The 14,761-nt window shown below is 51.7% G+C and carries 10 protein-coding genes; 8 read left to right on the forward strand and 2 right to left on the reverse strand.

Features of this window, described 5'->3' with window-relative positions:
* Positions 1 to 62: 62 nt before the first annotated feature.
* The 3 genes from LQ777_RS13715 (at position 63) to LQ777_RS13725 (ending at position 3,403) form a co-directional block, all read left to right on the forward strand.
* Entirely contained in the window at positions 63 to 995 is a 933-nt protein-coding gene (locus LQ777_RS13715) for a LytR/AlgR family response regulator transcription factor (protein ID WP_232558492.1), read from the forward strand.
* A gap of 164 nt (positions 996 to 1,159) precedes the next feature.
* The gene (locus tag LQ777_RS13720; RefSeq protein WP_232558493.1) at positions 1,160 to 2,455 is read left to right on the forward strand and encodes a TraB/GumN family protein; all 1,296 of its coding nucleotides are present in this window, start codon (positions 1,160 to 1,162) and stop codon (positions 2,453 to 2,455) included.
* Between the two features lie 405 nt (positions 2,456 to 2,860).
* The gene (locus tag LQ777_RS13725) at positions 2,861 to 3,403 is read left to right on the forward strand and encodes a CPBP family intramembrane glutamic endopeptidase (RefSeq protein ID WP_232558494.1); all 543 of its coding nucleotides are present in this window, start codon (positions 2,861 to 2,863) and stop codon (positions 3,401 to 3,403) included.
* A 152-nt stretch (positions 3,404 to 3,555) separates the two neighbouring features.
* Here the strand turns inward: LQ777_RS13725 and LQ777_RS13730 are convergent, their stop codons facing one another.
* Positions 3,556 to 4,590, reverse strand: coding sequence for an SMP-30/gluconolactonase/LRE family protein (locus LQ777_RS13730; RefSeq protein ID WP_232558495.1), 1,035 nt, complete (start codon positions 4,588 to 4,590; stop codon positions 3,556 to 3,558).
* 170 nt (positions 4,591 to 4,760) lie between these two features.
* On the opposite strand from LQ777_RS13730, the gene LQ777_RS13735 reads away from it, so the two are divergent.
* The 4 genes from LQ777_RS13735 (at position 4,761) to LQ777_RS13750 (ending at position 11,143) form a co-directional block, all read left to right on the forward strand.
* Positions 4,761 to 5,843 (forward strand): major royal jelly family protein, encoded by a 1,083-nt coding sequence (locus tag LQ777_RS13735; RefSeq protein ID WP_232558496.1) that lies wholly within the window; start codon positions 4,761 to 4,763, stop codon positions 5,841 to 5,843.
* A gap of 133 nt (positions 5,844 to 5,976) precedes the next feature.
* Complete coding sequence (locus LQ777_RS13740; RefSeq protein ID WP_232558497.1) at positions 5,977 to 7,863, forward strand: heparinase II/III domain-containing protein; 1,887 nt, start codon at positions 5,977 to 5,979, stop codon at positions 7,861 to 7,863.
* 133 nt (positions 7,864 to 7,996) lie between these two features.
* Positions 7,997 to 8,884: a cation diffusion facilitator family transporter gene (locus tag LQ777_RS13745; RefSeq protein WP_232558498.1), complete on the forward strand. Its 888-nt coding sequence runs from the start codon at positions 7,997 to 7,999 to the stop codon at positions 8,882 to 8,884.
* Positions 8,885 to 9,034: 150 nt separating this feature from the next.
* Positions 9,035 to 11,143 (forward strand): TonB-dependent receptor, encoded by a 2,109-nt coding sequence (locus LQ777_RS13750; RefSeq protein WP_232558499.1) that lies wholly within the window; start codon positions 9,035 to 9,037, stop codon positions 11,141 to 11,143.
* A gap of 48 nt (positions 11,144 to 11,191) precedes the next feature.
* On the opposite strand, the gene LQ777_RS13755 is transcribed toward LQ777_RS13750, so the two are convergent.
* Positions 11,192 to 14,137: a TolB-like translocation protein gene (locus tag LQ777_RS13755; RefSeq protein ID WP_232558500.1), complete on the reverse strand. Its 2,946-nt coding sequence runs from the start codon at positions 14,135 to 14,137 to the stop codon at positions 11,192 to 11,194.
* A 204-nt stretch (positions 14,138 to 14,341) separates the two neighbouring features.
* On the opposite strand from LQ777_RS13755, the gene LQ777_RS13760 reads away from it, so the two are divergent.
* Positions 14,342 to 14,749, forward strand: a complete 408-nt coding sequence (locus tag LQ777_RS13760; RefSeq protein ID WP_232558501.1) for a DUF4332 domain-containing protein — start codon at positions 14,342 to 14,344, stop codon at positions 14,747 to 14,749.
* The last annotated feature ends 12 nt before the right edge of the window (positions 14,750 to 14,761 follow it).

Here is a 14,761-nt window from a genome sequence, read left to right on the forward strand (position 1 = left end):
CGCACTTATAACCCAGGCGTAAAGATTTTTGAAACCGTACTCGTCTTGTTATTTTTGTCGGTATGCTTCAATCTGTACGCTCGTTCCTGAACCGTCCCATTGCCGAAGAATTTAGCTTCCGTAACCACGTCAAACTGGCTTGGCAGGGCGGCCTTTACGTTTTCGTATTTACCAGTCTACTGAGCGGTAGTTTCAGCCACCTCGACCGACTGATGATGACGGCGTTGGTTTCGGTCGGCGTTGTTGGGGTTGTACTCTTAGCCAACGTGCTTATACCAAAGCTGGTTCCTGCCTTTTACAACGAAGATCGGTGGACCGTGGGTCGGCACATTCCGCACGTCCTACTGGTTCTGTTCCTGATCAGTTGCAGTAATCAGCTTATTCTAAGTTTGTTGAATGTGTCCCGGCCAAGTTTTGGGCAGATGTATTTTTCCGTTACCGTCATTGGATTCTTCCCGATCATGCTGGGGGTATTTGTCGCAGAACAACGACGCCTTAAACGGAATCTGGCCCACGCGCAGACCTTGAACGAGTTCGTTAGTCAACGCGCGGAGACGGCGGTAACCGTTGCGGCCACCCCTACCGTCAGCGTGATACAGGGTCAGGAGTTTGTCCAATCCAGCCCGATTGTGCTTACCTCTGAAAACGGGAAGGAGCGCTTGAGTCTGCAACCCGACCAGTTGCTTTATATCGAATCGGTCGGAAACTATGTCGATGTGCATTGGTTAAATCTGGCTCAGCCGCAGAAAACCGTTCTGAGAAGCACCCTCAAAGAAATCGCCGACACGCTCAGCAATTATCCGCAGTTTTTTCGTTCCCACCGCGCTTTTCTGGTCAATCTGAAAGCCGTTAGCCAGACGGAAGGCAACGCACGGGGCTACCAGTTAACGATCACCGGCGCTGAGGTTAAGATCCCCGTTTCCCGGAGTTATCTGGAAGCCTTCGATCAACGTATGACATTGCCGCCATTGATAGGCGGTCCGGCTCTTTCCTAGCTAAAGACAACCATTTTTCGGCTTCCCATTCATCCCTTTCCGTCCCAAACGGCCCGGAAACGTCATTTTATCCCTGTACCGTACTGCGTGTCCCACCCCCTTGCAGCGCCGTTTCCGCTGACTGAGTTTTGTATCATTCAACCGATTCAAAACCTAGTTCAGCTATGCAGTTTTTCGCCTTTCCAATCCGCCTTTCGCCCATTTTTTTCTGCTTATTCCTAACCCTTTTGACCGGATCTTTCGTCCAGGCGCAGTCCGACAGCCTTTCGTACGGCACTATCCCACAGGAAGAAATCGCAACGGGTAACGATCCAAAATTTACGCTGTTCGATGACGCTTTTTACCAGAACCAACTTTTTTTGCTGGGCGAATCGCACGGCGTCCAGAAGCCACAGGAAGTTGATTTTGACTTGCTCAAACACCTGAATCGAAAGCTGGGCATCCGCTATTACATTGCCGAGGTAGACGCGACCAAAGCGCATTACCTGAACGACTACCTCAAAACTGGCGACGACGCGACCCTGAAGAAGGTATTCAGGAGCTGGGTCCAGCAGACAGCCCAGTGGGCGAATAAGGATTTCTTCCGGAAGATTCAGAAAATCCGGGCGTTGAACCAAACGCTTCCCGCTCAGCGCCAGATTCAGTTTGTCGGTATCGACCGCATCCAAGACAACGCGCTGGTAGCCGAACACCTGACCGAACTGATACGCGGTAAAAAGCTACCCAAAGCCGCCCAGTCACTGGCCGACTCGCTTGTTCAAAAGCTGACGAAAAAAGACGCCGACAGTTTGGCCGCCAACCTAGCGTTGACCTGGCTTGACGATTGGAAAAAGAACGAAAAAGCCTACCAGAAAACGTTTGGTCCCCAAGCGCCTACCCTTCACCATCTGCTGACGAACGTCGGTTATCTGCAAACCATCAAAAGCCGCGAAGTAACGATTTTCACGAATTTCAAAACGCTGTTACCAACGCTGAACAACGAAAAGCTGTACGGATTCTGGGGCTTTTTTCATGTGTTGCAAAGTCCGCTGACGAACCGGACAAAATCGTTTGCCTGTATGCTGAAAGAATCCGACCTGTATCTGCACGACAAGATTGTATCAATCACCTTCAGCTACCTGGACTCCTACTCGATGGTACCAACGGCTTTTCTGCCTCCTTTCTGGCAGGATAAAGGTAAGCCCTACACACGCCTTGACAAGTTCAACAACGACAGTGAGTTGATGCAATCCGAAGGAACCGGTGCCATGCGAGCCGCTACCCGTCCAAACACCCTGACGCTCTTTGCCGTCGACCGACCCGGTTCATTCGCCCGGACGACGCCTATCCGTGTAAAGTACGCTCCCTACATGCCGAAGTCGCAGCAGATCCAGTTCGATCCCAAGCTACCGACAACGGCTTATTTTCAGTATGTCATTCTGGTCCGCAACTCGGATATGACAGAGCCGTTGGTTTTTTGATCAACCAGACGAGTTACGCCAAACACCCTGTTTCGATCCGGGCAGAATGCCTTTCGCGGGTTCTTGATTCGGTATAAAACATGCTGGAAGCCAGGCACAGTTCAGTACTACACAATGCGAACCGGGACGCTGGTGCGGTGTGCCTTTCGCAGTAGACGTTCGACAGACGGCAAGTGGGGACAGTAGTATCACCAGACAACAAAAATAACGTAGGCAGGCCAAAAACAATCCACTATGAAAACAGGCAAATTAAACTTCGACAAGGCAGTCACCCTAAAAATCACCTTATACTTTGTTTTAGCCTTTGGCATTTCCTATTGCTTACATCTACTTCAAACTATTTTGCCTTTACACGGAATCAAGTGGATTTTGAATGTCGGATTCTGACCATTCTTATCAGCAATAGTGGTAAGTTTTCTGTATAAAACCCCTCTAAAAGTAGAATTTTTCAGTAAAACCAAATGGGTTAGAAAAATTGAATTTGTTGGACTTGGCCTATTTTTCATCGGCACAATCATCAACAATATCGTACTAGGTAAGACCGATTATTCGCTGATTATTTTGTGGTCGGTATATGCCCTCTACTACACACTGTTAGAGGAATTGGGATGGCGGGTTTTCTTAGGAAATGAACTCAGTAAATATTCATTTTTAACTGTAGTTTTAATAAGTACGGTACTTTGGTTTACTTGGCATTACTCATTTCCAAATCGGCTTATAACGGAAAATCCATTCCAATTCTTAGTACTGATTGCGGCAGGAAGTGCAGGGATGGCCGAATTTTACAGAAAAACAAAATCCTGGATGCTTGTAGCCCTTACGCACGCTCTCGTTAATGTGAACCCACCAAGCCTACCAACATTGATTATTTTTTTAGTTGTAATAATTGGGCTGTTGACGTTTCATGAAAGTAAAAACAAGAAAGCGAATGTAACCTGTCTACGGTGAAAGCATGGACCCAGCCCAAATCGCGGCAGATCCAGTTTGATCTCAAGCTACCAACAACGGCTTGTTTCCAGTACGTTATTTTGGTTCAAAACTCGGCCATAAGGAGCCATTAACTCCCGAATTAACCCGAAGAAAAGAACACGACGAACGCCTTACTTCGATCCGGGCAGGATCCCTTTCGCGTTGGTTTTGATCCGGCACAAAAACATGCTGGAAGCCAGATACAGCGTCGAACCGTCGTCACCCCAGGCGCAGTTGGAAATAACCTCACCCGTGTCGATGCGGCCAATTAGTTTACCGGCTGGCGATATAATCAATAAGCCGCCGGGCCCCGATGTCCAGAGGTTGCCGTCCCGGTCTGTTTTAAGGCCGTCGAACACTTCTTTGGGGCGAAATTTTGGCAGTGACGACCCATCGTAGAAAACCCGGCCTTTGCCAACGGAACCGTCAGCGACTACGGGATAGGCCATGATCAGCGGCTTTGTCGAATCGGACTGCGACACGAACAGCGTCTTGCCATCGGCTGAAAAAGCCAGTCCGTTCGGTAAAGCCAGGTCTTTGATCAAGAGCGTTACCGTCCCGTTCGGCGCATAGCGGTAAACGCCATTGACGGTTGTTTCCTTGCCGGGATCTTTGTCCTGCTGCGGCAACCCATACGGCGGATCGCTAAAATACAGGCTGCCGTTGGTATGAGCCACCACGTCGTTGGGACTACTGTACCGTTTACCCTGCGCATTGTCAGTGAGCGTTCGTTTACCGCCCTTACCCCGTAGCGGCATGGCCGCAATTCGCCGGTCGCCATGATCGCAGACGATTAGTTGTCCTTTTGAGTCGACGGTCATGCCGTTGCTGCCGGGTTCTTCGCTATACGGCAGTCGGCCCGTATAGCCGTTATGCTCGACAAACTTCGACAAGCCCGTTTTGGGCGACCACTTATAGGTGGTTTGCGCTTTGGTTTCATTCACGAGCAGATAGCTGCTGTCGCGTACCCAGACGGGACCTTCCAGATGCCCGAACCCAGACGCGATGATTTCAATTTTGGCATCGGACGGAATAAGTCGGTTTACTTGCGGATCGATCCGGACAACCTGGCCAATGGTTGCGTATGGCTGGTTTTGTGCCACGGCCAGCCCACCAATAAAGAGCTGACTGACTACTATGATTGTAGCGTATTTCGAATAGTTCATAACGTTGATTAGGCTCACGCACGTCGATCTTCAACTGTCTGCTGAACGGCGAAGTTTAGGCGATATGACCGAACCTTAGCGAATGGAACGGACGACCAGGATGGCGTAAATTCCATAAACCTTCTCTTCTGTCCGGCGTTACATCCGTATTCTTTACGTCTGAGGTTTATATGAAAACTCCGCTCCTTACTGCGTTGCTTCTATCAAGTAGTTACAGCTTGTTCGCGCAACCGGCTCTATCGCCAAAACTCGAAACCGTTGCCGAATTCGGAAAACATCAGCCTATTGGCGTAGGTGTGTCGAAGGAAAACCGCATTTTTGTTACGTTCCCTAAGACCCCTACCGATTACGATTACGGCCTGGCGGAAATCGTGAACGGACAGCGTCGTCCTTACCCGAATGAGGAGTGGAACAAGTGGGATTCGCTCAACCCACAGAATCGGTTTATTAACGTGCAGGCGCTGTTCGTTGATCAGAATAACGCACTTTGGGTACTCGACCCGGCGAATCCCGCCGAACAGCCACCGCTTGTTCAGGGCATCAAACTGATGAAAATCAACCTGGCGACAAACCAGGTAGAAAAGATTTATCGCTTCGAAGACATTCCCCGCGAGAAAAGCGCGCTCAACGACGTTCGCGTCGATACACGTCGGCAAGTGGCGTATCTGTCAGACCCTGGTCGAGCGGCTATTGTCGTACTTGATCTAAACTCGGGGAAAAGCCGCTCATTGCTGGAAGGTGACAAATCGACCAAAGCCGACCCTGATTTTCACCTTAAAATCGACGGCAAAGAAGTCCGCGACACCAAAGGAAAATATTTCAGCAGCAACGTCAACGGCATCGCCCTGACCGACGATTTCAAATACCTGTATTACCGACCCATCACACAGACAAAATTATTTCGCATTGAAACGCAGTACCTTAACGATCCAAAGTTGAGTCCATCGGAGGTTTCTTCGTACGTTGAAACGATGGCCGAAACGGGCGTTTCGCACGGGATGTATTCCGACAAAGCAGGAAACGTGTATCTGACCGATTCGCCCACCAAAGCGGTGCGCTACCTCACCCCCGACCGCAAGCTCGAAACGCTCGTCCGCGATAGCCGCCTGCTCTGGCCTGATAGCTTTGGGATCGGCTCGGACGGCTATCTGTACCTGACAGCCGCGCAAATTCACCGCACCAAACGCTACAATGACGGCGAAGACAAAGTCGATTACCCGTTCCGTTTATACCGCATGAAGCTACCTAAATAGCCGAAGTCCGGGCTGCTTCCGGCATACAACGCTAAAGCGACGAGTGGCAATTGGGTCGTACTGTTTGTGAGTAAAAAAAGGGATACAACCCGCTTATAACCCGTAAGCTACTTACTCTCAACTGCGCTCCTGCATGAAACCGCTATCGCTGCTTCTCGTATTCGTCGCCCTTATACCGCTAACAAAAAATTCCGCTTCCGCGCAGGTCGATCATCTGGCAACAACGCCCAAACTGGCCGATCACCCACGCATTCTGTTGGGCAAGGGCGAAGAAGACGCGCTCAAACGAACGGTCGGTGCCGACAAAACGTGGGGCAAGCTTCATCAGGCGATCCTGAACGAGTCGGATGGATTGGTAGCAGCCGCTCCGCTGGAACGCATTCAGGTTGGTCGCCGGTTGCTGTCTACATCCAGGGAAGCCCTGCGCCGGTTGTTTTTCCTTGCCTACGCCTGGCGAATGACCCATCAGGACAAATACCTGAAACGCGCCGATCAGGAATTGCAAGCGGTGTCGGCTTTCAGCGATTGGAATCCGTTGCATTTTCTGGACGTGGCCGAAATGACGATGGCCGTTTCGCTCGGCTACGACTGGCTACACAATGACTTATCGGACCAGTCACGCTCGGTTATCAAAGAAGCGATTCTCAAAAAAGGGTTGGAGCCATCACTGAATAACCAATACAACAGCTGGCTCAAGGCAAGTCACAACTGGAACCAGGTTTGCAATGCGGGCATGGCTTACGGAGCACTAGCGATCTACGAAGACCAGCCTGATCTGGCGAAGCGGATTATCAACCGCGCCATTGACTCTATCGTTTTGCCAATGGGCGATTACAGCCCAAGCGGTGCTTACCCCGAAGGATACGGCTACTGGGGCTACGGAACCAGCTTCAACGTCATGTTTCTGAGCGCAATGGAAAAAGCGTTCGGCACTGACTTCGGCTTGTCCGCTAAACCGGGCTTTCTGGAAACCGCTGGTTTTATGGAAAACATGACCGGGCCATCGAACAATGCCTTTAACTTCTCGGATTCCGGTTTGAGTGGTGAGTTGCAACCCGCCATGTTCTGGTTTGCCCAAAAGCGCAACGATCCTTCCTTACTTTGGGTAGAACGCAGCCGTTTGATGAATAGCGACACCAAGCAACACCTGAAAAACCGACTTCTGCCAGCGGCTATTCTGTGGAGCAACGGTGTTGGCGTATCGACCGTCGCAGAACCCAAATCGACGATGTGGGTAGGCATGGGTAAAACACCGGTTGCCCTGATGCGAACATCGTGGTCTGACCCCAACGCGATCTACGTGGCGATGAAAGGGGGTAGTGCGTCAACGAATCACGCCCACATGGATATTGGCTCCTTCGTTATGGAGGCAGACGGGGTTCGCTGGGCGATGGATTTCGGTATGCAGAACTACGAATCGCTGGAGTCGAAAGGCGTTGATCTGTGGAATGGCAAGCAGGATTCGCAACGCTGGCAAGTGTTTCGGTACAACAATTTTGCGCACAACACCTTAACGATTAACGATCAGCTACAACGTGTCGAGGGGAAAGCACCCCTAACCAGTTCTTCAAAAACGTCTTCGTTTATGAACGTGACAACTGATCTTACCGATATCTACAAAGGGGCGCTGCCAAAAGCAAATCGCGGCATTGCGATTGTCGACAAAGCCTACGTCGTTGTTCGGGATGAATTGGAAACGCTGCCCAATGGAACAACGGCTCGCTGGACCTTGCTTACACCGGCCACCGTTACGATCGTAGACGATAAGACCGTTGAACTAACGAAAGATGGCAAGGTACTCAGGCTGCTGGTACAGGAACCCGCCCGCGTAACGCTGAAGACCTGGCCCACCGATCCGCCACATGACTACGACGCGCCAAACCCCGGTACAACACGGGTTGGCTTTGAAACCAAGCTACCGGCAAACGCAAAAACAGCACTGACCGTCCTGCTCGTACCCCAGCGGTCAGCTTCCAAAGTCAACCAAGGTGTAAAACCATTACAGCAATGGCCGAAGTAGCCCCTGCATTCATGCCCGGTTAACGAACAAAACCAGGCTGAACACGAATATCCGGGTTACTTTCTTAATTTTTTGCAATTCTCCCGTGATCTTTGTTGGCTTCTGCTGTTTATCGTTTTATACAAAGTGCCTCATGGACGCATCAACGCTAGAACCTCATAAAGCCAAACGGGGGGAGAAAACAACACTCGTCGGTATTTTTGTCAACATTGGCCTCGTCCTGGTGAAAGGGCTTGCGGGTTGGTTAGGTCATTCGTACGCGCTCATCGCCGACGCGATGGAATCGGCCACGGATATTGTCACCTCGCTTTTTGTGTGGGTAGGTTTGCGTACTGCGTCCAAAGCGCCCGATCAGAACCATCCCTTCGGCCACGGAAAAGCCGAACCGCTGGCCGCTATTGTCGTCTCCATGGCGCTGGTGGGAGCGGCTATTTTGATTGCGGTCCAAAGTATTCAGAACATTCAGGTGCCGCACGCTATTCCCGCTCCATTTACGTTGTTTGTGCTGGCGGGGGTTGTGGTGGTCAAAGAGGTGTTGTTTCGGCGCATTGCCAAAGTGGGAGCCGAGGTTGATAGCAGCGCCGTGAAAGCAGACGCCTGGCACCATCGCAGCGACGCCATTACGTCGTTAACGGCATTTGTGGGAATCAGCATCGCCCTGATTGGTGGACCGGGTTACGAAAGTGCGGACGACTGGGCAGCTTTGCTGGCATCGGGCTTTATTTTTTTCAATGCCTACCAGATTTTCCGGCCTTCGTTTGGCGAGATTATGGACGAAGCACCCGCTGGCGACTGGGAACAGGAACTGACAACCATCGCCATGACCGTGCCTCAGGTAAAAGGCATTGAAAAATTCAGGGTTCGCAAAACAGGATTTGAGTATTTCATCGACCTGCACCTCACCGTACCCGGTACGTTGACCGTTAGTCAGGGCCATGAAATTGCCCATGCCGTGAAAGCCGCCATCATGGAAGCCAAACCAGCCGTGTACGATGTGCTGGTTCATATCGAACCGGCCTGAAACCTTTCCGTTCTGCCCTTGTGTTGGAAAAGTAGAACATTCATGCATGGAATCATTCACAAAAATGTAGCAAACAAGCACGTTTGTCCGATTACGTGCTGACCTTTGCAGCTTAGTGCCAGTACCTTCCTTTTTTTATTGCTCAACTCTATGTTAAACCGCTACCTGTCCGCTGTTATTTTAAGCGGCCTGATCACTTCTCCTGCGTTACTTTTCGCGCAAACCCCTACGCCCAGTTCCTTAGATGACACGCTTCAGTTGAACGAAGTGGTGGTGCGTGGGTACGCGACAAACCGACGTTTGCTGGAAACACCCGCTTCCGTCGGCTTATTGACCCGACGTGACCTGAATCAACGCTTCGGAACGCCTACCATCGTCCCATCTCTGAACACCCTGCCGGGCGTACGGGCCGATGAGCGGTCACCGGGTAGTTACCGGCTGGCGATCCGGGGCAGTGCCATTCGGTCCCCCTTTGGTGTGCGAAACGTTAAAACCTACTGGAATGAACTTCCGCTCACGGATGCAGGGGGCAATACTCCCCTCAATGCGCTCGACGTTCGGGCGTTAGGACGGATTGAAGTCATTAAAGGGCCATCGGGAAGTTTGTACGGAGCGGGTACGGGCGGTACGGTTCTGTTCAGCGGATTAGGGGTTCCGGCGGGAAAGACGAACATCGAATTATCGGCTTTGGGTGGTAGTTATGGCTTATACGGCAACGGGGTCGCCGTCCAAACCGGCAAAAACAATTCGGCCATCAGCCTGAGCTATAACCATCTTCAATCGGATGGCTACCGGGAACAAAGCGCCGTAGTACGTGACAACATAAGCTTGATCGGCTCGTTCAGCGTCAGTCCGAAGCGAACGATATCAGTGCTCGGTCTTTATTCGGATCTGCACTACCAGACGCCGGGCGGACTAACAGAAGCGCAGTTTCGGGCTAACCCACGGGCATCGCGCCCGGCAACGGCGACGTTACCAAGCAGTGCGGCTCAGCAAGCAGGTATCTATCAAAAAGTCGGCTACCTGGGTTTTTCGCATGAATACCGCTGGAACGACCGGATTCAAAACACAACCGTTATTTACGGTTCGACAACGGACTTTGCCAATCCCTTCATTACGAACTACGAAAAACGAACGGATCAGGGAATCGGCGGACGAACCATCACCCAGATTCGATTCCCGAATGGTCCGCTCCCGACTACCTTTACCGTTGGGGCGGAGTTGCTGCGTAATTTCACCGTAGACCGCAATTTTGGCAACCGGGGTGGCACACCCGACACCATTCAAACGGACGAAGAACTGACCGCCCGACAGAGCACCGTTTTTGCCCAGGCCGAAACGGTACTTCCTGCCCGTTTCCGGTTAACAGCAGGATTAAGCCGAAACGATGTACGCTATGGCTTTACCCGCTTCCCGGTTCGGTCAGCAGGCGCTTTACCGGCCACAACCCTTACCCGCAATTTTTCGCCCGTCTGGCTACCTCGGGTAGCGTTACTGCGCACGTTTGGCAATAACTTATCCGCGTTTGCCAGTATCAGCACCGGCTATTCGGCTCCATCCAGCCAGGAAGTTCGGCCATCGGCGGGTGGCTTCAATACCACGCTTGACCCCGAACTGGGAACAAATTATGAGGTGGGACTACGTGGCTCGGCGTTCAACAGTCGGTTTCGGTTCGATGTAACGCTATACCAGTTTTACCTCCGCCAAACCATTGTTCGACGGTCCAATGCTGCCGGAGCTGAATTCTTTGTCAACGCGGGCCGTACCGACCAACGTGGCCTCGAAGCACAGCTTTCCTACGATTTTATCAGCCCTTATAAAGCCTCGTCATTTTCGCTCCTGCGCATCTGGCACAGCATGACGCTGACCAACTATCGGTTCCGGGATTACCAGCAGGGCACTACGGATTTGTCGAACAACCGGGTACCGGGTGTAGCGCCAACAACGCTCGTGACGGGTCTGGATGCCGAAACCCGACTGGGCGTTTATGCCCACGTGACTTTTCAGTTTCTGGATCCCTTCCCCCTTACGGACGCCAACACCGTCACCTCCGACCCAACCCGGTTGTTACAGGCTACCGTTGGGTTCCGCCGACCGCTGGGCCAACACTGGACGCTGGACATCTACGCTAGTGGCGATAACCTGCTGAATCAGACGTACTCGCTTGGCTACGATCTGAATGCAGTCGGCAATCGATTTTACAATGCCGCGCCAACCCGGAACGGTGTCGGGGGCGTGCGGTTGAGCGTGAAGTGGTAATACGATTATCGGGTTGGCAAATTGTATATTCGCCAACCCGATAATCGTTTAGAAACCAATATCAATGACGAGCGGCTGAACCAGCCATTGCTGCGTAGTGATGTTGTAAATTGTGCGAAAACCGGCCTCCAATGGCGTCCTTAGCCGAAGTGCGTTGAAGACGAACGACACATCCAGACCCGTTGTTCGATAGCCCTGACGCTCTGTTTGGTACCCGCTCACTCGGCCAAATCGATCGCGCACTTCGATCAGGCTTTGCCCCTCCGCGGCATCAAAAAACCCGGCCGCTTTAATACGCTGAACGTACAGCCAACGCCCCAGCGACCAGTGCGTATCGGCTATCGGCAAGCGGTATTCAACGCTACCAGCCGTGATTTGATCATCACTAATATAAGACTGTCCGCGTGGGTAAAACACCAATGCGCTAAACCGGTATGTACCCCTGGATTGCTCCTGATAGCCACCCCGCAACCGGATAGCCTGGTGTTTTCCAATGCCGGGCAAATACACGTTTCCCTGAATCCCCCACTGTTCGGCGGTTAAGCGCCCCCCGAAAGGTGTCGTTCGCCAGTTGGCCGAAATGGTCTGGCCCCAGCGCGGAGCTACGTCGCGTTTACTTTGGCGCAATACTCTTGAATAGCTAAAGCCGTAAGTCAGCGCATTCAGCGAACCTGCCGAACCAACGTCGGTTATGTATCGAAAGGGCAAATCATAGCCCGAAACTTGTAAATAGCTGTAATAAGCGGACAGGTTTAAGCCCTGAATGTATTTCGAATTGGTTAGTTGCAAGGGGAGTCGAATCCCTGCTGTAAGCTGGTTGTACTGCCATTGATCGGAGCGCAGACTATCAGCGGGGGCAACCCGGTCGATGTAGAGCGATGTGTTGCGGTTACCATGCTGAAAACTCAGGTCAAAAATTGGGTACAGGCCCTGGTAGCTTAGATTGGCGTAGAAGTTTCCGACCCGCTCCGCTTGATTATAGCCATAGCCAACTCCGATCTGGGTAGTACTTAATAAATCCTGTGAGCTCAAGCCGACCGATAATGCCTGCCCGGTACTGCTGATAGTTGGTCCCCAGCTGTAGACGTTGACCGCGTTGGCCAGCCGTCGAAAACGAGTGGACGGGTAAGGCGCGGATACGGGTACCGAGTCGGTTAAAATTTGGCGGCCCTGGCTTGCCCCCGGTTCTATGCTCGGCAACGAACCAAAGAAGCGAACGGGCTGCACCTGCCCTGGCGCATTCGGGCTGGTAGGAACAGCCTTCCAGTCAGACGGATTCAGCGGCATACGGGCAATGCGGTAGCCGGTTGCGGCAAAATCGTCGAAGGCGAGTGCGGTTCCCGATGGCGACACCGTTGCATGATAAGCGGCCAAGGGTCGTGACGTGACCTGAGAGACCTGCTTTGTACGGACATTCACGGCGTAGATATTGTCGATACCCGAGCGGGGCGAATTGTAAAAAATATAATCGCGCCAGGGCTGTGGGTTACTCAGGTTTTCATTCGCGTACGGCAATAGCTCCGTGCGTGCATCGGTCTCGGTATCGATCGTCAGAATTGTTTTCCGGTTATTTTTGAGCGCAACGACGGATAGCGTCTTATTGTCCGCCAACCAACGGGGATGGAGAAAAAACTCGTTTTCCGGATTGGAAAGTATCTTTACGACCTTTCCCGTTTTGCCGTCCAGCACGAGCAGTTGTGTTTTATACCGCTCCGTATTTTGTACAACCCCAATTTTTGAATTGTCGGGCGACAGCGCAGCCGCAGTGTACCGAGCGCGGTGCGTCAGACGGGTCAGCGTACCGGTGGTCAGGTTGAGCAGCCGAACGTTTGAGTAAATGCGTTGCCCCCAGCGCGGATCATAACCGAATTCGATCCAGCATACCTTGTTGGCAGTTGCCGACAGCATACTCGGATCATTTGGAAAACCCTGCACAAAAATCGTTTTCTCGGTACCGTTTTTACCCAAAATAACCAGTCGGGGGGTGTCACCAAGCCCGCTTTTCACGCATAGAATCGTTGAATCGGTCAGGAATTGCGGATACTGGTAATTGGTGAATACAGGCCGTTTGCTGTCGGCTTTTTCGGCTTCGACCGGAAGCAGAGTCGCGGGAGTGATGGTTAGCCGTTCCTGCTGTTTTTGCCAGCTTTCGGTTAAGTCATCCATCGTTTTGCGGTACAAATCCTCGGTACGCAGTTTTGTTTCGTCTTTAATGCTGGCCGAAAACGCAAACGGCCAGGGAAACCGGCGGTAGTTTCGATTTAGCACCCGGCTCCACACATCGGGACCATACGTACGCTTCAGGTAAGTTGTCATGAAGTAGCCAAGCACGTAATGGTTGGGCACGTTATCCCGATACGAACCCCCAACGGCTTTTGGGTAGTCGAAGCGACGACCAGCCAGCAAATTAGCCCGCATGCCTACGTCAAAATTAGGGATACGACCCCGCCCACTCGTACTCAGCAACGTTTCGGTGCTTACCGCATCCCCTTCCGCAAACCAGTCGGGCACCGTCAGCAACGGCAGAAATAAGCCCGAATTACCAAATACGGTATACAGAAATCGACCATACCCCTGCAACGCTTTGTCATTTTGAACCACATGCCGGTACTCGTGAACGGCCAGTTGATCAAGCCAGTTGAACGTTCCCAGTAAGCCGGGGTCCTGGGGAGGTATCGCAAAAAATTCCGACCGGCGCGGAAACAGCGTGACAAAGCCGTTGCTGTTGGTGGTCTGATTCTGGATCAGCAGCGAAATTCGTCTTGGTTTTTTCTCGAGTGACGCGCTGGCGGGTTCGTACAAGCTTTCGATTCGTTGGGCCGTTCGCTGAGCCGTGGAGTCAAGCCCCCTTGGGTAAAGTACGTTGAAATGAGGGGTTCTCAGCCGATACCAGCGTAGACTGGCTGGATTCTGGTCAAGAACAGGAAAGATTTGGGCTTCCGCCGTGAGCACGACAAGCAGAAGGATAGCGGTAAAAACAGGTCTTCGTAACATGCGTGTCAATGATACGAAGTTTACCGGAAAAACAGCTGCTCACTAATTCGTCACCCTGCTCCCGGATACGGAAATAAAGAAGATTATTGGAAAATAGTCAGCCATTGAAATAAGTAAACATTATTTTATATTTAGCTTCGTTACTTCACAATAAATTCTCGTCTAACCCATAGTTATTCAGCAAATTCTTACCGGTAACCCCCAATGAGCGTAGCAATAAACGAACTGAAAGGCAGTACAGACGTTGTGATCAATGCATTAAAAGCACAGGGTATCACGTATAGCCATGAGCTTCTGGAAGCAACTCGAACACCCAGCGACCGCAAAAAACTGGCGTCACTGCTGGAGACCGACGTAAGTGTAGTTTTAGAGCTGGCGAACCGGGCCGATCTGTCTCGCATTCACGGCGTTGGCGGTGTGTACAGCGACTTGCTGGAAGAAGCCGGCGTGGATACGGTCAAAGAACTGGCTCGGCGTGTCCCCGAAAACTTATTTGCCAAAGTCATTGAGATCAATACTCATAAACAGCTTACCCACCGTCCACCTACACTAGAGCAGCTTTCTGGCTTCATTGAGCAAGCCAGGCATTTACCCGCTGGTTTAGATTATTAATGACAGTAGTAC

It is taken from the genome of Spirosoma oryzicola, from assembly GCF_021233055.1.
Taxonomy (GTDB): domain Bacteria; phylum Bacteroidota; class Bacteroidia; order Cytophagales; family Spirosomataceae; genus Spirosoma; species Spirosoma oryzicola.

Excerpts from the sequence above, each read along its gene's own strand:
- LQ777_RS13715 (WP_232558492.1), top strand. The coding sequence starts at position 63 with ATGCTTCAATCTGTACGCTCGTTCCTGAACCGTCCCATTGCCGAAGAA.
- LQ777_RS13720 (WP_232558493.1), top strand. The coding sequence starts at position 1,160 with ATGCAGTTTTTCGCCTTTCCAATCCGCCTTTCGCCCATTTTTTTCTGC.
- LQ777_RS13730 (WP_232558495.1), bottom strand. The coding sequence starts at position 4,590 with ATGAACTATTCGAAATACGCTACAATCATAGTAGTCAGTCAGCTCTTT.
- LQ777_RS13735 (WP_232558496.1), top strand. The coding sequence starts at position 4,761 with ATGAAAACTCCGCTCCTTACTGCGTTGCTTCTATCAAGTAGTTACAGC.
- LQ777_RS13740 (WP_232558497.1), top strand. The coding sequence starts at position 5,977 with ATGAAACCGCTATCGCTGCTTCTCGTATTCGTCGCCCTTATACCGCTA.
- LQ777_RS13745 (WP_232558498.1), top strand. The coding sequence starts at position 7,997 with ATGGACGCATCAACGCTAGAACCTCATAAAGCCAAACGGGGGGAGAAA.
- LQ777_RS13750 (WP_232558499.1), top strand. The coding sequence starts at position 9,035 with ATGTTAAACCGCTACCTGTCCGCTGTTATTTTAAGCGGCCTGATCACT.
- LQ777_RS13755 (WP_232558500.1), bottom strand. The coding sequence starts at position 14,137 with ATGTTACGAAGACCTGTTTTTACCGCTATCCTTCTGCTTGTCGTGCTC.
- LQ777_RS13760 (WP_232558501.1), top strand. The coding sequence starts at position 14,342 with ATGAGCGTAGCAATAAACGAACTGAAAGGCAGTACAGACGTTGTGATC.